24 protein-coding genes are annotated in these 20,976 nt (G+C 67.2%); 8 read left to right on the plus strand and 16 right to left on the minus strand.

Going from position 1 to position 20,976, the window contains the following annotated elements:
- Window positions 1–69: 69 nt before the first annotated feature.
- The 10 genes from WD430_RS16700 to WD430_RS16745 form a co-directional block, all read right to left on the minus strand.
- Window positions 70–1,218, minus strand: a complete 1,149-nt coding sequence (locus WD430_RS16700; protein ID WP_339103554.1) for an SPFH domain-containing protein — start codon at window positions 1,216–1,218, stop codon at window positions 70–72.
- A 150-nt stretch (window positions 1,219–1,368) separates the two neighbouring features.
- Window positions 1,369–2,607 (minus strand): cation:proton antiporter, encoded by a 1,239-nt coding sequence (locus tag WD430_RS16705; RefSeq protein ID WP_339103555.1) that lies wholly within the window; start codon window positions 2,605–2,607, stop codon window positions 1,369–1,371.
- Between the two features lie 166 nt (window positions 2,608–2,773).
- Window positions 2,774–4,219, minus strand: coding sequence for an MATE family efflux transporter (locus WD430_RS16710; RefSeq protein WP_339103556.1), 1,446 nt, complete (start codon window positions 4,217–4,219; stop codon window positions 2,774–2,776).
- Window positions 4,216–4,923, minus strand: coding sequence for a TetR/AcrR family transcriptional regulator (locus tag WD430_RS16715; protein ID WP_339103557.1), 708 nt, complete (start codon window positions 4,921–4,923; stop codon window positions 4,216–4,218). Before WD430_RS16715 ends, WD430_RS16710 begins: the two co-directional genes overlap by 4 nt.
- Before the next feature lie 144 nt (window positions 4,924–5,067).
- Window positions 5,068–5,520 carry an RNA-binding protein gene (locus WD430_RS16720; protein ID WP_339103558.1) on the minus strand — a complete coding sequence of 151 codons (453 nt, stop codon included), beginning with the start codon at window positions 5,518–5,520 and terminating at the stop codon, window positions 5,068–5,070.
- Between the two features lie 57 nt (window positions 5,521–5,577).
- Complete coding sequence (locus tag WD430_RS16725) at window positions 5,578–5,775, minus strand: DUF1918 domain-containing protein (protein ID WP_339103559.1); 198 nt, start codon at window positions 5,773–5,775, stop codon at window positions 5,578–5,580.
- A 91-nt stretch (window positions 5,776–5,866) separates the two neighbouring features.
- The gene (locus WD430_RS16730) at window positions 5,867–6,199 is read right to left on the minus strand and encodes a hypothetical protein (protein WP_339103560.1); all 333 of its coding nucleotides are present in this window, start codon (window positions 6,197–6,199) and stop codon (window positions 5,867–5,869) included.
- Window positions 6,196–7,005, minus strand: coding sequence for a succinylglutamate desuccinylase/aspartoacylase family protein (locus WD430_RS16735; RefSeq protein ID WP_339103561.1), 810 nt, complete (start codon window positions 7,003–7,005; stop codon window positions 6,196–6,198). The genes WD430_RS16730 and WD430_RS16735 overlap by 4 nt, the downstream gene beginning before the upstream one ends.
- A 117-nt stretch (window positions 7,006–7,122) precedes the next feature.
- Window positions 7,123–7,296 (minus strand): hypothetical protein, encoded by a 174-nt coding sequence (locus tag WD430_RS16740; RefSeq protein WP_339103562.1) that lies wholly within the window; start codon window positions 7,294–7,296, stop codon window positions 7,123–7,125.
- A gap of 117 nt (window positions 7,297–7,413) precedes the next feature.
- Window positions 7,414–8,094 (minus strand): type 1 glutamine amidotransferase domain-containing protein, encoded by a 681-nt coding sequence (locus WD430_RS16745; RefSeq protein WP_339103563.1) that lies wholly within the window; start codon window positions 8,092–8,094, stop codon window positions 7,414–7,416.
- A 148-nt stretch (window positions 8,095–8,242) separates the two neighbouring features.
- Between WD430_RS16745 and WD430_RS16750 the strand changes: the two genes are divergently transcribed.
- Window positions 8,243–8,824, plus strand: coding sequence for an Hsp20/alpha crystallin family protein (locus WD430_RS16750; RefSeq protein WP_339103564.1), 582 nt, complete (start codon window positions 8,243–8,245; stop codon window positions 8,822–8,824).
- A gap of 82 nt (window positions 8,825–8,906) precedes the next feature.
- Here the strand turns inward: WD430_RS16750 and WD430_RS16755 are convergent, their stop codons facing one another.
- Window positions 8,907–9,911 carry a bifunctional oligoribonuclease/PAP phosphatase NrnA gene (locus tag WD430_RS16755; RefSeq protein WP_339103565.1) on the minus strand — a complete coding sequence of 335 codons (1,005 nt, stop codon included), beginning with the start codon at window positions 9,909–9,911 and terminating at the stop codon, window positions 8,907–8,909.
- Between the two features lie 295 nt (window positions 9,912–10,206).
- Here WD430_RS16755 and nirK point away from each other — a divergent pair, with 295 nt between their 5' ends.
- The 4 genes from nirK to WD430_RS16775 all read left to right on the plus strand — a co-directional run bounded on the left by nirK (window position 10,207) and on the right by WD430_RS16775 (window position 14,786).
- Complete coding sequence (gene nirK, locus WD430_RS16760; protein WP_339103566.1) at window positions 10,207–11,307, plus strand: copper-containing nitrite reductase; 1,101 nt, start codon at window positions 10,207–10,209, stop codon at window positions 11,305–11,307.
- Window positions 11,308–11,452: 145 nt separating this feature from the next.
- The gene (locus WD430_RS16765; protein ID WP_339103567.1) at window positions 11,453–11,863 is read left to right on the plus strand and encodes a helix-turn-helix domain-containing protein; all 411 of its coding nucleotides are present in this window, start codon (window positions 11,453–11,455) and stop codon (window positions 11,861–11,863) included.
- Window positions 11,864–12,054: 191 nt separating this feature from the next.
- Window positions 12,055–13,233 (plus strand): thiolase domain-containing protein, encoded by a 1,179-nt coding sequence (locus tag WD430_RS16770; RefSeq protein WP_339103568.1) that lies wholly within the window; start codon window positions 12,055–12,057, stop codon window positions 13,231–13,233.
- Window positions 13,233–14,786, plus strand: a complete 1,554-nt coding sequence (locus WD430_RS16775; protein WP_339103569.1) for a zinc ribbon domain-containing protein — start codon at window positions 13,233–13,235, stop codon at window positions 14,784–14,786. Before WD430_RS16770 ends, WD430_RS16775 begins: the two co-directional genes overlap by 1 nt.
- A 362-nt stretch (window positions 14,787–15,148) precedes the next feature.
- On the opposite strand, the gene WD430_RS16780 is transcribed toward WD430_RS16775, so the two are convergent.
- Window positions 15,149–16,147, minus strand: a complete 999-nt coding sequence (locus tag WD430_RS16780; protein ID WP_339103570.1) for an ornithine cyclodeaminase family protein — start codon at window positions 16,145–16,147, stop codon at window positions 15,149–15,151.
- A 52-nt stretch (window positions 16,148–16,199) separates the two neighbouring features.
- Window positions 16,200–16,415, minus strand: a complete 216-nt coding sequence (locus tag WD430_RS16785; RefSeq protein ID WP_049914556.1) for a hypothetical protein — start codon at window positions 16,413–16,415, stop codon at window positions 16,200–16,202.
- 522 nt (window positions 16,416–16,937) lie between these two features.
- On the opposite strand from WD430_RS16785, the gene WD430_RS16790 reads away from it, so the two are divergent.
- A complete protein-coding gene (locus WD430_RS16790) occupies window positions 16,938–17,078 on the plus strand; it encodes a hypothetical protein (RefSeq protein ID WP_339103571.1) in 141 nt (46 codons plus the stop codon).
- Window positions 17,079–17,204: 126 nt separating this feature from the next.
- Here WD430_RS16790 and WD430_RS16795 read toward each other — a convergent pair whose 3' ends face one another.
- Window positions 17,205–17,402, minus strand: a complete 198-nt coding sequence (locus WD430_RS16795; RefSeq protein WP_339103572.1) for a hypothetical protein — start codon at window positions 17,400–17,402, stop codon at window positions 17,205–17,207.
- 289 nt (window positions 17,403–17,691) lie between these two features.
- Between WD430_RS16795 and WD430_RS16800 the strand changes: the two genes are divergently transcribed.
- The gene (locus WD430_RS16800) at window positions 17,692–18,042 is read left to right on the plus strand and encodes a helix-turn-helix domain-containing protein (protein ID WP_339103573.1); all 351 of its coding nucleotides are present in this window, start codon (window positions 17,692–17,694) and stop codon (window positions 18,040–18,042) included.
- A gap of 64 nt (window positions 18,043–18,106) precedes the next feature.
- Window positions 18,107–18,385, plus strand: a complete 279-nt coding sequence (locus WD430_RS16805; RefSeq protein WP_008895192.1) for a hypothetical protein — start codon at window positions 18,107–18,109, stop codon at window positions 18,383–18,385.
- Here the strand turns inward: WD430_RS16805 and WD430_RS16810 are convergent, their stop codons facing one another.
- Complete coding sequence (locus WD430_RS16810) at window positions 18,386–19,132, minus strand: molybdopterin-binding protein (RefSeq protein ID WP_339103574.1); 747 nt, start codon at window positions 19,130–19,132, stop codon at window positions 18,386–18,388.
- A gap of 97 nt (window positions 19,133–19,229) precedes the next feature.
- Window positions 19,230–20,771: a hypothetical protein gene (locus WD430_RS16815; RefSeq protein ID WP_339103575.1), complete on the minus strand. Its 1,542-nt coding sequence runs from the start codon at window positions 20,769–20,771 to the stop codon at window positions 19,230–19,232.
- Window positions 20,772–20,976 lie beyond the last annotated feature (205 nt).

A 20,976-nucleotide genomic window follows, 5' to 3' on the forward strand; every position in this document is an offset into this window, starting at 1 on the left:
CTCACAGGCCGGCATCAAAAGGGCCGCGCTCGGTCGCGATCGGTCCCGCGTCTCTCGAGGGCGTCGGTGTCAGTCGTCGTCGCCGGTCTCGCCGCCGTCGTCCGTCTCCTGGCGCGTCTCTGCGATATCAATCGTCTCGCCGCCCTCTTCCGGCATATCCTCGCCCTCCTTGATCGCCTGGGCCTCCTGTTCCATCGCCTCGACGTCCATCTCCACGTCCTCGATCTCGCCGAGCATCTCGGAGATGTCGTCGAGGCCGATCAGTTCGCGAGTCTCCGCGTCGAACTCGCGACTCTCGAGTTCCGTACCGTCCCGCTCGACGTCGCTCCCCGAGAGGTGGTTGCCGTAGCGACCCACCAGCGAGGTGAGTTCCTGCGGGAGGACGAACGTCGTCGACTCGCCCTGACCGATGTCGGACAGCGTCTCCATCCCCTTCTCGATGACCGCGCGTTCGCCCATCGACTCGGCGGACTTCGCGCGCAGGACCGTCGAGATCGCGTCGCCCTGCGCCTCGAGGATCTGGCTCTGCTTCTCCCCCTGAGCGCGGATGATGTTCGACTGCTTGTCACCCTCCGCCTGCTCGACGGCGCTGCGGCGTTCACCCTGCGCCTCGAGGATCATCGCGCGGCGGCGTCGCTCGGCGGAGGTCTGTTCCTCCATCGCGCCCTTGACGCCCCTGGAGGGCGTGACCTCGCGGACCTCGACCGATTCGACGCGAATGCCCCACTCGTCGGTGGGTTCGTCGAGTTCCTGGCGGATCCGCTCGTTGATCATCTCGCGGCGGGAGAGCGTGTCGTCGAGTTCCATGTCGCCGATCACGGCGCGCAGCGTCGTCTGGGCCAGGTTCGAGACCGCCCGCTCGTAGTCGTCGACCTCGAGGAAGGCGCGCTTGGCGTCCATCACCCGGATGTAGACGACCGCGTCGGCCGTGACGGGGGAGTTGTCCCGCGTGATCGCCTCCTGGCTGGGCACGTCGAGCGTCTGGGTCCGCATGTCGAAGTCGTAGACCCGCGAGACGAACGGCGGGACGATGTTCAGCCCGGGCTCGAGCAGTTTGCGATACTCGCCGAGGACGGTGAGTGCGCCCCTGTCGTAGGCGTCGACGATCTCGACCATCGACCAGACGGTGGCGATCACGACGACGAGCACCAGCGCGCCGACGAACAGGAGCGGGTCTGCGGCACCCACTTGCAAGGGATCGAACGGGAGTGGTGTCATATATGAGATACGGTATCGAACCGAATAACGCTTGGCCCAAACGAAATAAACCAGCGCCCCCGAGCGACGATTCGACACCGCCCACGTGAGAACCGAGAGCGACTCGAGAACGAGTCTCGAACCGATCGGTCGCTCGAGAACGGAGTTCGATCAGTCGCTCGAGGCGGCGTCCGCGTCGACGTAGACGAGTTCGTCAGCCCGTTCGAGCAGGCGCACGCCCCAGGTGACGGTGACGGGGACGAGCGCGGTGGTGAAGATGGCGATGAAGACCAGGATCGAGAACATCTCGGTGTCGATGACGCCGGCCTCGAGGGCGACGGTGGCGATGATGATCTCGACGGTCCCCCGCCCGTTCATTCCGAATCCGACGACGAGCCCCTCCCGCGAGGTCAGCGACGTCGGCAGCGCGAACAGCCAGGAGCCGACGATCTTCCCGAGGAAGGCGATGGCGACGAGGGCGACGAGGACGCCCAGCGAATCGGAGAACACGCCGAACGTGATGTCGAACCCGACCGTCACGAAAAAGACGGGCGCGAACAGCCCCATCGCGAGGTCGTAGATGACCGTGTGCATGTGTTCGTAGAGCGAGGGCTCGACGTCGGCCTGCCGGAGGAACATGCCGGCCATGAAGCCGCCGATGATCATGTGCAACTCGGCGAGCGTGGCCAGATAGGCGAACAGCAGCGAGACGAGCAGCGCGAACGTGAACGCGGTCGTGTGATCGACGAAGCCGTACCGCTCGCGCTGGCGTTCGATGTGGTGCCACGCGACGGGCAGGAAGCGGTAGCCCAGCACCAGCGTGATCGCGAAGAAGCCGAACGCCTTGACGAGGATCAGTCCGATCTCGGTCGCGTCGAACGCGCCCGCGGTGACGTAGCTGTCGACGCCCGCGAACGCGACGAGCACCCCCACGTCGGAGGCCAGCGCCCCGCCGAGCAACACGTTCGCGATCCGCGTGTCCAGCAACTCGAGGTCCGCGAGGATCCGGGACTTCGTGGCCAGCGACGTGGCGGCCATCGCGAGCCCGAGGAACAGGGCCGCACCGACGGAGACGTCGAGCAGGATCCCCGCGGCGTACCCCAGCCCGAACGGGATGACGAAGGCGCCGAAGGCGATCAGCAGCGACTGCGGTCCGAGCCGGAACAGTTCCCGGAGGTCGACCTCCATCCCGACGAACACCATCAGGAGGAACACGCCGAGTTCGGCGAGGACGGTCAACAGCTCCGAGGGGTGCAACAGCCCGAGCAGCGGCGGCCCGAACACGATACCGGCGAACAGCTCCCCCATCATCGTCGGGTAGCCGAAGCGTTCGGCCACCGCGCCGAAGATCCACGCGACCGTGAGGACGAGCAGGAGGCTCAGAATGTCGATGTTGACGGCTTCGACCATCGATTACCACCTCGAGCGACGAGTCGAACGGTTGCGTCGCTGTTCCCCTCGAGCGAACCGGCGGCGGCTGTAGGCGGGGTGGTCCATGAGGACGCGGCTCGATCGAACACGTCGAGTCACGACCACTTCACTGGTGGGGATACCCCACGGAATCGGAACGAGTCCCTCAGTCATCGGTGCTCACGTCCTTGACCTCGAGGTCGTCGCCGGTCTGCGGGTCGGGTTCGGCGTCGCGAACGTCGGCGTTCCGCCACGTTCCCCGGCGGTACCAGCCGTAGGCGAGGGCGGCGCCGACGACGTTCGAGACGGCGAAGGCGATCCAGATGCCCTCGTAGCCGATCGACCTCGAGAGGCCGTACGCGGCCGGGAGTCGAACGCCGGCGTAGATCACGAGGACGATCGCCGCCGCCGTGAGCGTCTTGCCGGTTCCCCGGAAGCTCCCGTTGTACGCCCGCATCACCCCGATGAAGCCGAACGACGGCGCGACGTACCGCAGGAAGGTCATCCCGATGTCGACGACCTCGGGATCGGTGGTGAACACGGCGATGATCGGCCGCGCGCCGAGCCACGCGACGACGCCGAGCGCGCCCAGCACGACGAACATCACCCGGGCGGCGAAGTCGGCGGCCTTCTCGGCGCGGTCCGGTTTCCCGGCGCCGACGTTCTGGCCGGTCATCGTCTCGACGCCGCGGGCGACCGCCACCGCCGGCAGGAAGATGACCGAGAACACCCGCGTCCCGACGCCGTAGGCGGCGACGACCGTGTCCGGGAAGAGGGCGACGATGACCAGCAGCAGGTTGATCGACAGCGCTCGGCCCATCCCCTCTATCGACGCCGGGACGCCGATCTCGACGAGTTTCCGCGCGAACGAGAGGTCCGGTCGCATCTGTTCCAACCGAATCTTGACGCCTCTCGCGCCCCGAAACATGATCGCGAGGCCGACGACGAGCGCGAGCCCCCGGGAGAAGACGGTCGCGATCGCCGCGCCCTGAATGCCGAGCTCGGGGAACGGTCCCCAACCGAAGATCAGGAACGGGTCGATGACGACGTTGAGCAGCACCGAGCCGAACATCACGAGCATCGGCGTGATCGTGTCCCCGTAGCCCCGCATGAGCGCGATGAAGACGAAGAAACCGAACATGAACGGCATCCCGAGCGAGATGACCTGCATGTAGTCGGTCGCCAGCGGCAACACGTCGTTCGAGGCGCCCAACAGCCCGAGGAGTTCCCTGACGAAGCCGAACCCGACGATCCCGATGAGAGTCGCACCCAGCAGCGACAGCGCGACGGTCTGGGAGGCGGCGTACTCCGCCTCGCGTTCCTCGTCCGCACCGATGTGCTGGGCGACGAGGACGCTCCCGGCGACCGACAGCCCCATTCCGACCGAGATCAACAGGAAGACCATCGGGAACGCGAAGCTGATCGCCGCCAGCGCGTCCGTGCTGTACTGACCGAGCCAGAACGTGTCGATGAGGTTGTAGGCGGTCTGCAGTAGATTCGTCACGATGATCGGCAGGGAGAGGTAGAACAGCGGCCGCGCGATGCCGCCCTCCGTCAGGTCGAACTCCTCGCGGCCCTTGAAGAGACTCGAGAGGCGGTCCACGAGGCTCATCGGGTCCCCTCCGTCCCGTCTTCTCCCGCGTTCTCCGAGCCGTCCGCTGCCGTCGCTTTCGTCTCAGCGGTCGACGAGGCGTCCGCCGTCCCGTCGGCCGACGACGCGTCGTGCCCGTCGGAACGCGAGTCGGCGACCCGCAGGCCGTCGATGTACTCGTGGACGTACCGTCTGGTCCGTTCGAGCGACCGATCGACGGCCGCCGCGCGCGTCTGGGCGCCGTGGAAGACGGTGACGAGGAACGCCGCGGTCTCGTCGGGATCGACGTCGGCGCGGAACGCTCCGTCTTCGATCCCCGCCTCGACGACGGCCGCGATCCGGTCGTGCATCGTCCGATCGAACTCGGTCAACCGTTCCCGGTAGGCCTCGTCGTACGGCGACTGGGCCTTGATCTCGAGGATCGCCGTCCGGAACTCCTCGGCGGCGTCCTCGTCGGCCGGCGTCAGCAACTCGTCGAACAGCCCGTGGAGCCGTTCGGCCGGCGTCTCGCCGGGGATCGTCTCGAGTCGGTCCTCGAACCGATCGAGCAGAAAGCCGAGAAACGACTCGAGGAGGTCGCCCTTGCCGTCGAAGTGGTAGTGTAAGGTGCCCTTGCTCCTGTCCGACTCCGCGGCGATGTCCTGCATCGTCAGCTCCGCGTAGCCGCGCTCGCAGAGCGCCCGATACGTCGCCTCCATGAGATCGTCGACAGTGTCTTCGGACATCCGATAGCGTGCTACTCGAACTCACTGACCGGTCAGTCAAAAACGCTTCGCAACCGGACGCTCACGGTCGGTCCGACGAGACAGACGTCACTCACGGACGACGAACGTACAGAGATCGATAGCGGCCGGAATCGGACTCGCTACTCAGTCCTGCTCGCGGAGCCGCTCGAGAACCTCGCGGGCGTTCTCGACGGCCTGCTCCTTCTTGGCGGGGTAGGCCTCGACCTTCCCGCGGAAGGTGATCCCGTCGCCGAGTCGGACGTCACCCTCGAAGGCGGCCTGCTTGTCGAGTCGCAGAAAGAGTTCGGTGTTCTCGGTGACCCGCTCGTCGAGTTCGCCGATCACGTCGTCGAACGACTCGAGGTCGGACAGCCGCGAGAGGACGTGGCGGACGTCGTCGGCGTTCTCGACGCGGGCCGAGAGCACGAGGATGCGGTCGCCGTAGTGGCCCTCGCTCTCGGTGCGTTCGATCGGGAACGGTTCGTCGTCCTCGCCGTCGGGAAGAAACGTGCGCAGCGCCTCCTCGACGCGCTTCTCGTCCTCGGTGGCGTAACAGAACGTGCGTAGGTCGACGTAGTGTAGCGGGATCTGTGGCATCTGAACCTGTCCGTGTCCGTGAGACGGTCGCGAATCGATCCTCGCGACCAGCGGTCGTTATTCCTCGTCGTCGTCTTCGTCCGCCGCCTCGAGGTCGTCCTCGGGGACGCCGGTCTCCTGTCCGTCCTCGAAGCTGACGGTGTAGGTAACGTCGCCGAACATCGACTCCATCGTCTGGGTGACGGTCCCGGTCTCTCCGTCGAACTCGCTGTGCTCGTCGTTCAGGACGACGCGATCGTCTTCCTCGAAGCTCATACCCGATGCTTCCCCGTCGTCGCGTAAAAAGGGACTGATTCCGCCGCCGATGTCGGCGCTCGAGGGCGCTCGCGCGATCGATTCCGGTCGCTCACTCCGCCGTCCGCCCGCGCCACCGCTCGTAGCCGTAGCCGACGGCGGCCGCGATCCCGTAGCTCGAGGCGAGGAACGGCGCCCAGTAGACCCAGAACTCGAACCGCGGCGCCACGACGTTCCCGATGGCCGTCCCGACGCTGTAGAGCAGATACCCCGGGAGCGCGAGCGGCGAGAAGAGCCGCGTCTCGAGCCAGCCGAGGGCGAAGGGGACGACCAGCGCCGCGAAGGCGACGAGCGTCGCGGGGCTCGCGACGGCCCGCCGGAGCGACGCCGGCAGGCGATCTCCGATGGTGCCGCCCCCGTTCGGACGCCCGCGTTCGGTAGTCATTCGGCACCCCCGGTCTCGAGCAGGCCGTGCATCGAGAGGACGTGGGCCGTCGCCAGCCGCGTCAGTTCGAGCCTCGTCTCGCGGTCCAGCAGGAACTCGGTCGTCTCGAAGAGGTAGGCCGTCGACTCGAGTTCGCGGGCGGCCTTCTGGAAGAGCAGGGGACTCGAGAGGTCGGTCTCCCGGGCCGTGAACCGGTGGAAGGGGAGGTACCAGGGGACGCCGTCCGCGTCGAGCGCGTCGGCGAGTTCGTCGCCGCGGGCGTCGGGCGAGTGGAAGACGGCCTGCCCGACGAACTCCTGGTGGAGGCCGTAGACGCCGAGCGACCGGTGGAGGTCGAGGACGACGTCCGGCTCGCGGCGTTCGACGGCGTTCCAGAGCCCGCGCGCGAGTTCGCTAGTCGGCTCCCGTCCGGCCGGGAACTGGCGGTTCAGATCGCCGTCGATCCCCTCGCGTTCATCGTTTTCGACGGCCACGCGGTTCGTCTCGGGGACGACGACGAGCGTGCCCGCGTCGGGGCGCCAGTCGACGACCTCGCGGGCGACCGCGATCCCGCTTCGCTCGTCGCCGTGAACGCCGCCGAAGATCATCGCCGTCGGCCCGTCTCGCGGCGAGTCGATCTCGTACAGCGGCGTCTCGTGATCGGTATCCGGAAGGATTCGTTCCGTCTGCGTTTCGGCCTCGCCCGCGTCGCTCGGCGCTCGAGCGGCCGCGAGCAGCGGGTCGTTACTCGACGGTCGACTCGCGAGGCCAGCGGTGACCGTTCCCGCGAGAACGCCGCCGGTTGTCAGTAGGGTCCGACGTCTCATCGAATCAGGAAACAGCGTCCGTCGTGAAGCGCTTTCTCATCGACGGCGCTCGCGGAGTCGCGCCGTCGGGTCGGGACTCGAGCGCTCCGGTGCGATCGTCCGCCGGGAACGGTCGGACTATCGCATGTTCTTCAGCGCGACGACGGTGTCCGACATGAGCCACGCGTCCTCGTTGGCGGCGTCTTCGATACTGAGCGCGAAGAACGACTCGCGGCCGTCGTCGACCGTGATTCGGTAGCTACGGCTCTCTAATTGGGCGTCTGCGGACGGGTTCGATTCAGCGGGGACCACAGGTGTGCTCGGGAACCAGCGGGGATAACTCGCTCGGTCGACGGCTAGCGCAGTCCGAAGCGAGCCGCAAACTATCACGCAGGCGGTATTCGTTCGAGCGGACGACGTCGTCCGTCGTTACTCCCCGAGTTCCTCGAGCAGCGTCTCGGCCGCCGCGCTCGAGGAGCCGGGGCCGCGGGCGGTGAGCAGGTCGCCGTCGACGGTGACGCTGGTGTCCTCGTCGAGTTCGGCGTCCCAGTTGGCGCCGGCTTCTTTGACCTCGTCTTCGACCCAGTAGGGCAGTTTCCGGCCGCTGGGCATCAGATCGTTCTCGTCGACGATTCCCTCCTCCCACTCGTTGGGGAAGCCGGTGACGTCCCGGCCGTTGACGATGAACGCGCCCTGTCGATCGCGGGCGAACGCGAGGATACCGACGGCGTGACAGACGACCAGCGCCTTGCCGTCGTCGTCCGCGACCGCCTCGCGGAGGAGGCGACGCGCGTCGCTGTCCTGATTGACGTCCCACTCGGTGCCGTGGCCGCCGGGGAAGACGACCGCGTCGTATCCCTCGGCCTCGGCCTGGGCGGTCGGAATCGGATCGTTCAGCCGCTCGTCGTTCTCGTGGACTTCCCGGACGTGCTCGGCGGTCTCCTCGCCGACCTCGTCGGGGTCGATCGAGCGCTCGTCGACCTTCGGCGGCTTCCCGGAGGGCGTCGCGACCGTGATCTCCAGACCCGCGTCCGAGAGCGTCTCGAGCGGCTCGACGCATTCCTCTCCCCAGTACCCCTCTTCGCTGACGACGAACAGTGCAGAACTCATACGCGACCGTACGGGACGGAGCGTAAAAACGACCAGCCCACCCCTCGGTTCTGCCGCAATGTCTCGCTTCGATACGTCCCCTCGCGTGACACTCCGCGACGACGAGAGTGGCCTTTTTCGCCGTCCAAGACGTACGTCACACTATACCATGTCAGATCGACCCACTCCGTTCGACGGCCTCGACGACCTGTTCGACCAACTGAATCGACGACTCGAGACGGCCGCCCGAACCTGGCAGTCGGAGGTCGACGACCGCAGTCGACTCGACCTCTCGATGGGCGGGGGAGGGACTCGGCTGGACCTGACCGACCGGGGCGACGAGTTCGTCGCCACCGTCGACGTCCCCGGCTACGAGAGCGACGACCTCGAGATCCGACTCCGCGGCGACACGCTCGCCATCAGCGGCGAACGGCAACGGGCGTTCGAGGAGAGCGACGGAATCGACGAACGCGATGATCTCGAGGGTGGTGAGGCCGACGAGACCGACGAAACGGGCGAGCGCGACGGCACACACGAGACAGGTGAGCGCGACGGAAGACGCGAGACGGGCGAGCGCGAGGGAACGTACATCCGCCGCGAGCGCGAACTCCAATCGTTCAGCCGGCAGATTCGGCTCCCCGAACCCGTCGACGCCGACGCCGTGACCGCGACCGTCAACAACGGCGTCCTGACGGTTCGACTCCCGAAACTGGAGCCCAGCGGCGAGACGCGGACGATCGACGTCGACTGACGAGCGATGCCGCAGCCAACACCCGCAGACCGATCACGCCGGCCCCGTCACCAGGTGTGTGCGCGGATCGACTGGCGCGCGCTCACCGGTCGTCGTCGAGGTTCAGGGCGTCGAAGAACCGACGCGTGAGGCGGCCGTCGACGAACTCGAGCAACGCGTCCGTATCGTCGGCCTCGTCGGCGAAGAGGCCGAGTTCGATCCGCCCGCCGGCCATATCGTGGTGACCGCCGACCTGTCCGAGATCGTCGAAGGCGGTCTGGAGCGTCTCGCCGATGTGGATCCGCGGATCGATCGACCGCGCGCTCAACCGGATCGCGCCGTCGACGACCCCGTAGACGAGCACGGTGTCGACGCCCTCGAGGTTCAGCAGGTAGTCCGCGGCCTGAGGCAGGGCGTCGGTCTCGGTCGTCTTGGCGACGCTCGCGACCAGCGAGGAGCCCCGCCGCTCGCGGCTCGCGATCGCCTTCCCGATCGCGTCGAGCGTTCCCGGGGAGAACGCGCTGCTGTAGAGTTGCTCGAGGGTCTCCAGGTCCGCGTGAGGGTAGACCGCCAGCGCCGCCTCGTACTCCCGGCGGGTCGGCTCACGGACGAAATCCAGACGCTCGCGGTGGAGCGCGAACAGCAGCGCCGAGGCGAGCCGCGTCGTCAACTCGATCTCGAGCTCGCAGAGGTACTCGACGAATATGGTCGCGGTCGCACCGATCCGGGTTCGGACGTCCTCGAAGGTCGCGCCGACGGCCTCACCGGGGTGGTGATCGACGATGATCCCGGGCGTGATCGTCGCCGGCAGTTCGGTGTTGGCCCCCGGCTGGGAGTGATCGACGAAGCCGACGCAGTCGTAGCCCTCGATGGCGGTGTTCTCGACCGACTGCAGGGAGATATCGAGCATGTTGACGAGGGCCCGGTTCTGCTGATGGGAGATCTCGCCGCCGTAGGCGATCGTCACCTCCTCGACGTCGTGGTCGGTCGCGATCGCCTCGAGGGCCAGGGCGCTGGCCAGACAGTCCGGATCGGGGTTGTCGTGGCAGACGATCGCCAGCGACCCCACCGTCTCGAGGACGGCCACGAGTTCGTCTGCACGGGACATACCCGGTGTACGACGACGAGACGTTTGAATCCCGCGTCGCGTCTCACGAATAGTATCGACGGTCGGCGGTCCCGGCTCCCGTCGCGCGGTTCGCTCGAGGGCGCGCCGGCCGTCGGGATCGAAATCGGACGGCCGGTCTCGCGGCGACGAATCGACTTATATCGGAAGTAGAACATCATCGGGTACGTTCTCGATCGGAGGTAACGCGGCTGTACCCCTGCAGTGGGGTTCCCACCTCGGAGAAACGCGCCTCTCGGTTCAATAATCGAACGAATCGATACTCGAGTGTCACGTCATGACCTCGAACACCGATTCCCGACGACGATTCCTGCAGACGACCGGTGCGGCGACCGCGCTGGCGATCGCCGGTTGTCTCGGCGGGACGTCAGACGACGGCGACGGGGCCGCACAGGACACCGATGCCGAGACGGGCGACGACGCGGACCTGTCGACAGCTGAGTCCGTCGACGTCGATCGGGTCGCTCGCGATCCGACCGACGTTCCCGATCCGGTCGACTGGAACGAACCTCGCGAGCACGACGTCACGATTCGAACCGAACGGGTGACCGCCGAGATCGAACCGGGAGTCACGTTCGACTACATGACCTTCGAGGGGCGGGTTCCCGGCCCAATGATTCGGGTCCGCCGCGGCGACCGCGTCACCCTCACCTTCGAGGTTCCCGGCGACCTGAACGTGACGAACCACAACATGGACTTCCACGCGGTCTACGGCCCGGGCGGCGGTGCCGACGCGACGACGATCAGCCCCGACGACGGTCCCGCGCAGATCAGCTTCAGGGCCGAGTACCCGGGCGTGTTCATCTACCACTGTGCGATCCCGAACATGGACCAACACATCAGCGCCGGGATGTTCGGCTCGATCCTCGTCGAACCCGAGGACGGCCTGCCGGCGGTCGACCGGGAGTTCTACCTCGGCCAGCACGAGATCTACACGAACGGGTCGGTCGGCGAGGAGGGCCACCACGGCTTCGACTTCGACGCCATGCTCGCCGAGCAGCCCACGTACGTCGTCTTCAACGGTCAGGCCGACGGTTTCACCGAGGACGGCGTCGGGCCGATGCGCGCCGAAGTCGGCGAGACCGCCCGCGTCTACTTCGCCAACGGCGGTCCGAACCTGCTGAGTTCGTGGCACCCGATCGGCAACGTCTGGAGCCGGTTCTACCGCGACGGCGACCTCCTGACCGAGCCCGAGCGCAACATCGAGACGGCGCCCGTGGCGCCGGGGACGACCGCCGCGGCCGAACTGGAGTTCCCCGTGCCGGGTCCCGTCAAGGTCGTCGACCACGCACTAACCCGCGCGGCTCGGCGGGGTGCGCTCGCGATCATCGACGTCGACGGCGAGTCGAATCCCGAGATCTACGATTCGAACCCGTGAGAACCGACCTTCGAAAACCGACGTACGACGGGTAATCGGACTCCGTTTCCAGCGCAGTTAGAACGATGCAAACCGGAACAAACTCCCCCGTCCCAGTCTCCGATAGCAGCGAGAAACCCGGGGCCGATCAACGCGCTGTCCGCCCATGAGGAACGATACCGACGGCGACCGGATCCGAGTCACGGTAACCGTGACCGAGGACGATTCGATCGAACAGCTCGTCGACTGCGTCGAGGACGTGGTCGACGCTCGCATCGTCGACGCGCCCGACTCGAGTCGCCGCCCGACGACGCTCCGAATCGACGTCCGGGACGTGACGCCGAAACAGTGGGAAGCGCTCGAGGTCGCTTTCGAGCAGGGATACTTCGACTGCCCTCGAGAGACGGATCTCGAGACGCTCGCGACGAAGCTTTCGATCTCGAAGTCGGCGGTCTCCCAGCGCCTTCGCGCGGCCGAGTCGACGCTCCTTCGGGCGATCGTCGAGGCGACTCGAGCGCCCGGATCGCACGACACGGAGACAGCGGCCGAACCGGAGCCGGAGCCCGAAACGCGATAGCCGGCCGAGCGTTACTCTCCGGTCAGCCCTTCGCTCGCGGGCACGAAGGCGATCTTCTCCCCGCGACCCTCGCGTTCGGCGCGCTCGGAGCGCAGGTGGGCCGATTCGACGGTCGAACGCTACGTATCGGTGGAACCAGCGTCCTTCGGTAGTATGTACATCTTTTATACTGGGAGATCTCATCCACGTATATGCGAGACGCGTATCTCGTCGGTGCGGGGCAGTCGGACTACGGGGCGTTCCCGGAGGAGAGCTACCGGTCGCTGTTCCGGACGGCGTTCGAAGCGGCGACGGAGAGCGTACCGAACGGGATCGGCGGCGCGGACGTCGACGAGGCGTTCATCGGCAACCTCGGCGTCGGCGGTCGGCAGCTCGGGCTCTCGGGGCCCGCAGTGACCGAACACGTCGGCCTCGGGGGCGTCCCCTGTACGCGCGTCGAGAACGCCTGCGCGGCCAGCGGCTTCGCCGTCCGCCAGGCCGTCCAGGCGGTCAAGTCGGGGATGGCCGACGTCGTCCTGGCCGGCGGCTTCGAGATCATGTCCGATATGAGCTCCGACGCGACGAAGTACTGGCTCGGCGTCTCCGGCGAGACCGAGTGGGAGCGGCTCTCCGGGACGACCTTCTCCGGCGTTTACGCCCAGATGGCCTCGGTCCACATGGAGCGATACGGCACCACGCGCGAACAGCTCTCTCGGGTCGCCGTCAAGAACCACGCCAACGGCGCGAAGAACCCCCACGCCCAGTTAGGGTTCGAGTGTTCGCTCGAGGACGCCGAGTCCGCCCCCGTCGTCGCGGACCCCCTGAACCTCTATCACTGCTGTCCGACCTCCGACGGCGCTGCCTGCGCCCTGATCGTCAGCGAGGACGTGGTCGACGACTACACCGACGACCCGATCCGGATCGCGGGCGTCGGCGCGGGCAGCGACGACGTCGGCCTCTTCCAGCGCGACACCTACACCGGGGTCCCCGCGAGCCGGCGGGCCGCCGAATCGGCCTACGAGATGGCCGGCGTCGGGCCGGACGACCTCGACTTCGCCGAGGTCCACGACTGCTTCGCCATCGCCGAACTGCTGGCCTACGAGGATCTGGGCTTCTGCGAACGCGGCGAGGCCGGCGACCTGATCGAGTCCGGCGCGACCGAACTCGGCGGCGATCTCCCCGTCAACACCTCCGGCGGTCTCAAGTCCAAGGGCCACCCCATCGGCGCGACCGGCGCCGGACAGGTCGTCGAGGCGTTCAAACAGCTCTCCGGCGAGGCCGGCGAGCGACAGGTCGAGAACCCGACCCGCGGCCTGACCCACAACGTCGGCGGCAGCGGCGGTGCCGCCGTCGTTCACGTGTTCGAGAAGGAGCGGGAGGTGAGCGCCTGATGACCGCGATCACCGGCGTCGGCGCGTACGCACCGCGGTTCCGCATCACGGCGGAGGCGTTCGAGGAGGCGTGGGGCCAGTTCCAGGCCGCCGGCATCACCGAGAAGGCCGTCCCCGCGGCCGACGAGGACCCGCTGACGATGGGCTACGAGGCCGCGACGCGGGCCCTCGAGGCCGCGGCCGTCGATCCCGAATCGGTCGACTGGCTCGCCTTCGCCGCCTCACGACCGCCCGAGGCCGAGGAGGACCTGACCGCACGACTGGGCGCGATGCTCGCCCTCGACGAATCGACGACCCAGCAGCTGTTCACCGGCAGCACGCGCGCCGGAACGCGGGCGATCTGGGCCGGTATGGACGCGATCGACGCCGATTCTACCACCGGACTCGTCGTCGCGGCCGACGCACCGAAGGGCGACCCCGACGACGACGTCGACCACGCCGCGGGCGCCGGCGCGGCCGCGTTCGTCCTCGAGAGCGGTGCGTCGGAGACGCATCCAAGTCCCGGCGAGGGGGCCGCCGAGATCGTCGACCGCGCCGAGTACGCCGTTCCGTACCCGGGCACCCGATTCCGAAACACCGGCGAGGACGAGACGCGGGGACTGGGCGTCACGCAGTACGACCGCGCCGCGTTCACCGAGACGATCGGCGGCGCCGTCGACGGCCTCGAGACCGATCCGGATCCCGACGCGGCGGCGATCCAGGCACCCGACGGCAAACTCCCCTACCGCGCCGCGGGTGCGGCGGGCGTGAGCACCGACGAGATTCGGGCCGCCGCGGCGGTCCACGACCTCGGCGATCTGGGCGCCGCGAGCGTTCCCGTCTCGCTGGCGAGCGCGCTCGAGGACGGCTACGAGTCGATCCTCGCGGTCGCCCACGGCAGCGGCGCGGGCGCTGACGCGCTGGTCGTCGAAGCCGACGGCGACGTGCCCGCGGAGACGGCACTCGAGGGCGACGATACCCTCTCCTACGCCGAGTACCTGCGCCAGCGCGGCGTCGTCACGACCGGCCCGCCGTCGGGCGGCGGCGCCTACGTCAGCGTCCCCTCCTGGCGGCGGTCGATTCCCCAGCGCTACCGGCTCGAGGCCGGCCGCTGTCCCGACTGCGGCGCGCTCTCGTTCCCGCCGGAGGGCGCCTGCGCCGACTGCGGGGCGCTCGTCGAGTACGAGCCGGTCGAGCTCCCCGGCACTGGGACCGTCGAGGCCGTCACGACCATCTCCCAGGGCGGCGCGCCGCCGGAGTTCGCCGAGCAGCAGGCCCGCTCGGGCGACTACGCGGCGGCGATCGTCGCCCTCGAAAGCAGCGTTGCGTCGGAGACGCAACGAGCAGACGGTGATAGCGCGGAGCAAAGCTCCGCGGACCGTTCGAGCGGGCAACGCCCGCGAGAAGAAGCCGTCGACGATGACGGCAGCGAGACGGTCAGCGTCTCCGCGATGGGCACCGACGCCGCGCCCGAGGCGTTCGCGGTCGGCGACCGGATCGAGACGACGATCCGCCGCATCTACACGCAGGAGGGCGTGACCCGCTACGGGTTCAAGGTCCGTCCCGCGGAGTAGGTCGTCGGCGACTCGAGGCCCTCACCGACGGATCCGAACTGACCGGACTCCGCGTTCGCGCCCCTCGGTCGGTCACCCTTCCACGTCAGTGTCGGCACTTATTCCGCCCCGGTCGAATCGTTCAGTCGGCGGGGTGGGAGTCCTGTCGTTGCCGACACGCTCCGTCCGGTCTGGGGGGATCGGACCCGCCACCGGCTGCGACGATCCACTGTCAGAGGCACGGGCATCGTCACGCAGCCATCGATCGGTAGCCACACTCGGAACGAGTGCTACCACCGACCGACAGTCGGTGGTTTGGGGGTGGCTCTCAGCGACCTATTTTGAAGATCGATTCGTGCGACGAGAGGAAACTGCAGACCCGTTCAGTCGCCGGTCAGCGCCTCGCTCGCGGGCGCGAACTCGATCGTCTGTCCGCGCCCCTCGCGCTCGGCGCGCTCGTAGAGCATGTGCGCCGCGGCGACCGTCTCGATGCCCGTCCCGCCGCTGTCGAAGAGCGTGATCTCGTCGTCGCTCGTCCGCCCCGGCGCCTCGCCGGCGACGACCTCGCCCAGTTCGGCGTGGATGTCGCCCTCGGTGACGGCGCCCTCCTGGACGGCCAGCATGAACTCGCCGGAGTCGAACGTCGCGCGCTCTCGGAGGTCGGGGACGTACGTCGCCCGCTCGATCGTCCGCGTGTCCACCTCCCGTTTGTCCGGCGAGTACTGGCCCATCGCCGTGACGTGCGTCCCGGGCTCGAGGGCGTCGCCGTCGAACACCGGCTCGCCGGCCTTCGTCGCCGTGATGACGACGTCCGCACCGGAGACCGCGGCCTCGCTCGAGTCGACCGCGCGGACGTCGGCTGCGAGGGCGTCGTCGAAGTCGGCGGCGAAGGCCTCGCGGTTCTCAGGGGTCGGCGAGTAGACCCGGATGTCGGAGAACTCGCGGACGGTCGCGGTCGCGCGCAGTTGGCCCCGCGCCTGCGCGCCGCTTCCGATGACGGCGAGGGCGTCCGCGTCCTCGCGTGCGAGTACGTCGACCGCGACGGCGCCCGCCGCGCCGGTCTTGTGCGGGTTCATGCTGGCGCCGTCGAGCAGGGCGAGCGGGGCACCGCTGTCGGCGTCGAAGAGGGGCGTCATAAACCACGCGTCACCGGCACCGAAGCCGGCGCTGTACATGTAGCCGCCCATCGCGCCGGTCTCGGGGAGGACGGCCGCGTAGCTCGTCAGCATTCCCTCGGGGTCGGCGCGGAAGAACTTCGAGCGCGGCTGGGCGGGCGCGCCCTCGCCGCGCTGGCGGTACCCCTCGCGGACGGCGTCGACGTAGTCGGCGGGCGTCGCGAGGTCGGTCACGTCGTCACTCGAGAGAAACAGGGTCGAAGTCATGCGGGAAAACGGAACGCGAGCGGAGATAAAGACCGGGGAGACGAGACGCAGATCAGTCGGCGTTCATCGGCGGCCGCGTGGACTTGGGTTCGTCCGCACCGTCTGCGGGCGTGTTGACGAACATCGCGTGCCCGATGATCGCCATCGCGACGAACGCGCCGACGGGCACCGCAGCCGTCAACGAGAGTCCCACGAGCGTGAGGGCTGCGGTGATGCCGAGCAGTGCGACTGGGATGAGGCCGAGAACAATGTCGTAATATCCAGTCATAATCTATACTATGATATGAGGAATAGGCATATAAGCGTTTTCCATAATCGCCCGATACTGGATCGATTTCTCATTCGTATATAGCGTAGGGGATCTGCATAACTTATGAGTTGCTTATCACTCGGTTTTCCGGCCGTCGCTCGGATCGATTTCCCGGCCAGTTCGAGTGAGATATCGTATATTATCTCGACAGCTTGGATTGCTAATCGCGGGAGGGGAACGGGATTGTGGGCCGCCGAAATCGGAACAATTCCGACCCCATACATAATCATCATACATCGTATTTCATTCAGTCGTCGAGATAGGTTGTCCCGTTTCTGATACGTCTCGAGATCGATCGAGCGGGCGGGTCATCGCACGCGACGAGGGCCACCGGGCGTGATCGACGGCGTTTCGCCGCGCGAAAGCGAGGCAAAGACTGGTAGAGTAGAGTAGAGTAGAGTAGAGTAGAGTAGAGTAGAGTAGAGTACGCCAACGAGTGTCATTCCATCCGTGTTCGTCCACGTCGCCGTCGCCGGAGTAGTGGAGACGGAACTGCTGGACGATCGGTTCGACGCCAAAGTGATCCCACTCGTTCCGTTCGTCACTGCGAGTATCGACAGCGATACGCTGATCGAACTCCTCGTGCCCGGCGCGCACCGAACCCTGTTTCACAACGGCTAGATCGTTCTCGTTCCCGCGGCGCTCCTCTTCTGGGACGGCAGCCGTCGAGAATCGTCGACCGTCCGCGAGCGCCGGGACGAGTACGGCTATCGAGTCGGCCGGATACTCAGCGCGGCGGTAGTCTCGTCACGCGTTGTTCATCCGCTTGCTCTCGCGGTTACCACAGCGCGAGCACTCGCGGACGCGGTACGGTTCCCGGGAGTACTGAGCGGTGTCCCCGTCACCTTCGGTTATCAACTGGATCGAGATCTCGTGGAGCGTATCGGTTCCGCAGACGTCACACGGTTCGGTCATCCCGTCTGATACACCGTTCGTCGTTGCCATACTCGTATCTCACACCGCTCCCGGATATATCGTCGCCAGCGACTGCGGATCGGGAGAAGGGGTATATATAGGTATTTTCGCAAATTGAAAACGCGACTCGACAACTCCGGTAGGAATCCCGACGGCGGTCGGGCCGAATCGATTCGTCAGCGAGGATCGGCCCTCTCGCGACCGTTTACCCCCGTCTTCGAGAAAGATCGGACACGGGCGAGGCGGACATATATCATTGAGATAAACTGTCTCCGCTACTCGGAAAACATTTAGCAATGAACTACCAAAGCGGTCACGTATGGACGACGAATCCTCCATCGAGGAGATTCTCAATACGATCGGGGACGAGCACGCCCGGACCGTCCTCGCCTCGATCAGCCGCGAACCCGGCTCCGCGAAGGAGCTGGCCGAGCGGCTCGATCTCTCCCAACCGACGATCTATCGCCGCCTCGAACTCCTCGAAGCGAACGATCTCATCGAGTATCGCACCCTCGTCGCGGACGACGGGAACCACTACAAGGAGTACACGTGCAACTTCAACAGCACCGTCATCTCGCTCGACGACGACGAGTACGACGTTCGTATCTTCCGAGAGGAGAACCTCCCGGACCGGTTCTCCCAGCTCTGGGACGAGCTCGGTGTGAAATAACGACTCGAGACAGTATGATAGCAACAGACACTGAGACGCCGACCCGACGCGCTGGTGAGATCGAATGACCGTGGCCGGGCTCAGTCAGGCGCTGCTCATGGTGATGCAGATGGCCGTCTTCGCGCTCTCGCTCGGGCTGACGCTCATCAGCTTCCAGTCCTATCGACAACGTCAGTCCAAGCGCCTGGAGTCCGCGTTCATCGGCTTCGCGTTTCTCAGTATGGGCGTCGGGCTCACGACGATCGTCTCGCAGCTCCCCGATCCGATGACGCTGTTTCGCGTCGTCGAGACGGTGCCGTTTATCGTCGGCTTCGGCATGCTCTACGTCTCGCTGTACCGGTGACTACTCGGCCGACGGCGGGTCGGTCGTTTCGACGCGTTCCTCGAGCCAGGCGATCGCGTCCTCGACGGCCGCCTCGTCGGTCCCTCGCACGCGGATCCGTCCCGGCCGATTCTCGCCTCGCGGATAGCTGCCGACGCTGACGTCGAACGCTTCGGTGACCCTCTCGAGTACCTCGTGCAGCGATCCCTCGGGGGCGGGCGTGTAGATCGTCTCGGCGACGGCGTCGCCCCGGAACTCGTCTTCGACCGCGTTGAACATGGCCCGCATCTCGTCGGGGATCCCCGCGAAGACGTAGACGTCCTCGACGATACAGCCCGGCGCCCAGCCCGCGTCGGTCACGATCGGCGTCGCGCCCTCCGGCAGCGACGCCGCGGCGTCGAGATCGAGGTCGAGGTCGTACTCGTCGACCAGATCCGGGTTCTCGTCGCGGAACTCCGCGGCCTTCTCGAGCAACCGCTCTCGGATCCGATCGAAGACGACGAAATCGCGGTCGAGGCCGTCCGCGACGGCTTCGACGGTCACGTCGTCGGGTGTACCGCCGATCCCGCCAGTGACGATCACGGCGTCGAACTCGTCGTTCCAGCGGGCGGCGTAGTCGGCGATCAGCGCTCGGTCGTCGGGTATCGTCAGGATGCGGTCGACGGTGCTCCCGTGCTCGGTGATCCGCTCGGCCAGCCACGAGGCGTTCGTGTTCGTCGTCGCTCCGGCCAGCAACTCGTCGCCGACGGTGACGATCGCGACGTGCATAGCCGCCGTTGGGACTCGAGTCAGTTAGCCGCTCCGCTGGCGGAATCGCCGTCGCGACGTCGGATCGTCGATCCCGATCTCGGTACTCGCGCTCCGATCAGGGCCACTGCGTTATCGGGTCGCCGGCCCCCGATCGACGAACGTACGCGGCCTGCATCTCGCGGACCGCGTCGTCGAACCGCTCGCCCGTATCGAGACCGTCCCGGACGCGCTCGAGTTTCCATCGACTCGGCGTCGTTCGCTCGCGCCAGCGGGCCTCGAGGGGCGAGAGGAACTCGTCGATCGTCGCGGTGGGAACGCCTCGCTCCCGGAGGCCGCGGCGGGCGAAGGCGAAGAGTTCGTCGTAGATCGCGTCGCGATCGGACGTGCGATCGCCGCCGGCGGTGATCCACGCGAGATCCGCCTCGAGGCCGTTCGCGACCGCGTCGTAGAAACTCCGAACCGCAGCCTCGCGCTCGAGGGTCGCGAGCGGATGGTCGGCCGCGCAGAGCCCGCGGAGGAGGCCGGCGACGAGACACTGGAGGCCGACGGTCTCGGTGACCGTCGGCTGGGTCGGAAGCGGCCGGTACTCGAGCCGGACCGACCAGCGATCGCCCTGTGCGACCGGCTGCCCGCCGACGACGGTTCGGAGCCACCGCCAGTAGGTCCCCCGCTTGTGGTCGAGTTCCCAGAACCGATCGGCGAACTCCTCGCGATCGCCGTCGGCGAGCCACTCGCGGAGGAACGGTGCACAGGTCTGGTCGGCGACGAGCCTGTCGATAGCGTCGGTCGTGCGCGCGATCCGCCGGGGCACGCGGACCTTCTCCCAGGCCCGATTGACGGACTGTTCGAACACCGGGATCCGGAGTTCGCGGTGGGTCGCCTCGAGGAGCGCGTACGGATCGGCGGGCCCGGCGGACTCGTCTCCGTCGCCGAAATCGTATAGCTCCGGCGGCAACAGCGGTGAGTTCGTCGCGAGCGCCAGCACCGGTCCGAGAGTCCCGAGCGCGGTGTTGTAGTACCGGGGAAACGCCTCGACGTCCGGGATCTGGACGTGCGGCTGGACGGAACTCGTCAGCGACTCGAACAGGAGCGACGGGAACGTCTCCTCGACGCCCGGCACCGAGAGCGCGATCTCACCCTCCGTCCGCGCCAGCACGTCGTTGTCGATCGCGTAGTATCGCGGCGAGTCCGTCATGTTCTCGGCGAGCGCCACGCCCTCCCGCTCCGTCGTGGCCGCGAGGTACTCGCGGGCGCCCTCCGGCGGCGGTCGCGTCCACATCGCGTCCAGCACGATCTCGCGGCCGGCCTCCTCGGCGACCGACTGCGCCTTCCGAACGCGGCGCTCGAGTTGCGCCGCCTGTGCGGCGATGCCCGGGCCGTCGAACGTCGACGGTTCGGTGTTGAACTCGACGTTGTGTCGTCCGAGCTCGCGCTCGCAGCGGCCCTCGAAGACGGCGTCCGGGACGTGCGCGAGGCGCCCCTCATCGTCGACGGCGTAGGCCTCGAGTTCGAGTCCCAGTCCGAAGTCGGGGTTGTCGAGCCGACCGGCCCGCAGGGCGTCGGTGAGCCGGCCGGCCTGCTGGTCGACGCGCCGATCGAACTCGCGTCGGGTCTCGTCGGCCAGCGACCGAGCGACGAGGTCGACGGGATCCGCCATTACGGAACCGACTCGAGCCAGTCGCTTCAAGGGTGGGTGAGAGTGTTCGATCTCGAGACTCTCATCGCAGCGTGAACTCAGCGGTCAGATAGACGCGAGCAGATAGCGAGGGCTCCGTCCGAAACCCGGCCCCGTGGAGTCAGGCTCCGCAACCACTAAACGCGACTCGCACCAACCAGTTCCCAATGACTGACTGGACCGAGAA

Origin of the sequence: Haloterrigena sp. KLK7 (assembly GCF_037914945.1) — an archaeon.
GTDB lineage: Archaea > Halobacteriota > Halobacteria > Halobacteriales > Natrialbaceae > Haloterrigena > Haloterrigena salinisoli.

What these genes read in the sequence shown, in the direction of transcription:
- WD430_RS16700 (WP_339103554.1), bottom strand. Translation starts at nt 1,218, where the DNA reads ATGACACCACTCCCGTTCGATCCCTTGCAAGTGGGTGCCGCAGACCCG.
- WD430_RS16705 (WP_339103555.1), bottom strand. Translation starts at nt 2,607, where the DNA reads ATGGTCGAAGCCGTCAACATCGACATTCTGAGCCTCCTGCTCGTCCTC.
- WD430_RS16710 (WP_339103556.1), bottom strand. Translation starts at nt 4,219, where the DNA reads ATGAGCCTCGTGGACCGCCTCTCGAGTCTCTTCAAGGGCCGCGAGGAG.
- WD430_RS16715 (WP_339103557.1), bottom strand. Translation starts at nt 4,923, where the DNA reads ATGTCCGAAGACACTGTCGACGATCTCATGGAGGCGACGTATCGGGCG.
- WD430_RS16720 (WP_339103558.1), bottom strand. Translation starts at nt 5,520, where the DNA reads ATGCCACAGATCCCGCTACACTACGTCGACCTACGCACGTTCTGTTAC.
- WD430_RS16725 (WP_339103559.1), bottom strand. Translation starts at nt 5,775, where the DNA reads ATGAGCTTCGAGGAAGACGATCGCGTCGTCCTGAACGACGAGCACAGC.
- WD430_RS16730 (WP_339103560.1), bottom strand. Translation starts at nt 6,199, where the DNA reads ATGACTACCGAACGCGGGCGTCCGAACGGGGGCGGCACCATCGGAGAT.
- WD430_RS16735 (WP_339103561.1), bottom strand. Translation starts at nt 7,005, where the DNA reads ATGAGACGTCGGACCCTACTGACAACCGGCGGCGTTCTCGCGGGAACG.
- WD430_RS16745 (WP_339103563.1), bottom strand. Translation starts at nt 8,094, where the DNA reads ATGAGTTCTGCACTGTTCGTCGTCAGCGAAGAGGGGTACTGGGGAGAG.
- WD430_RS16750 (WP_339103564.1), top strand. Translation starts at nt 8,243, where the DNA reads ATGTCAGATCGACCCACTCCGTTCGACGGCCTCGACGACCTGTTCGAC.
- WD430_RS16755 (WP_339103565.1), bottom strand. Translation starts at nt 9,911, where the DNA reads ATGTCCCGTGCAGACGAACTCGTGGCCGTCCTCGAGACGGTGGGGTCG.
- nirK (WP_339103566.1), top strand. Translation starts at nt 10,207, where the DNA reads ATGACCTCGAACACCGATTCCCGACGACGATTCCTGCAGACGACCGGT.
- WD430_RS16765 (WP_339103567.1), top strand. Translation starts at nt 11,453, where the DNA reads ATGAGGAACGATACCGACGGCGACCGGATCCGAGTCACGGTAACCGTG.
- WD430_RS16770 (WP_339103568.1), top strand. Translation starts at nt 12,055, where the DNA reads ATGCGAGACGCGTATCTCGTCGGTGCGGGGCAGTCGGACTACGGGGCG.
- WD430_RS16775 (WP_339103569.1), top strand. Translation starts at nt 13,233, where the DNA reads ATGACCGCGATCACCGGCGTCGGCGCGTACGCACCGCGGTTCCGCATC.
- WD430_RS16780 (WP_339103570.1), bottom strand. Translation starts at nt 16,147, where the DNA reads ATGACTTCGACCCTGTTTCTCTCGAGTGACGACGTGACCGACCTCGCG.
- WD430_RS16785 (WP_049914556.1), bottom strand. Translation starts at nt 16,415, where the DNA reads ATGACTGGATATTACGACATTGTTCTCGGCCTCATCCCAGTCGCACTG.
- WD430_RS16795 (WP_339103572.1), bottom strand. Translation starts at nt 17,402, where the DNA reads ATGGCAACGACGAACGGTGTATCAGACGGGATGACCGAACCGTGTGAC.
- WD430_RS16800 (WP_339103573.1), top strand. Translation starts at nt 17,692, where the DNA reads ATGGACGACGAATCCTCCATCGAGGAGATTCTCAATACGATCGGGGAC.
- WD430_RS16805 (WP_008895192.1), top strand. Translation starts at nt 18,107, where the DNA reads ATGACCGTGGCCGGGCTCAGTCAGGCGCTGCTCATGGTGATGCAGATG.
- WD430_RS16810 (WP_339103574.1), bottom strand. Translation starts at nt 19,132, where the DNA reads ATGCACGTCGCGATCGTCACCGTCGGCGACGAGTTGCTGGCCGGAGCG.
- WD430_RS16815 (WP_339103575.1), bottom strand. Translation starts at nt 20,771, where the DNA reads ATGGCGGATCCCGTCGACCTCGTCGCTCGGTCGCTGGCCGACGAGACC.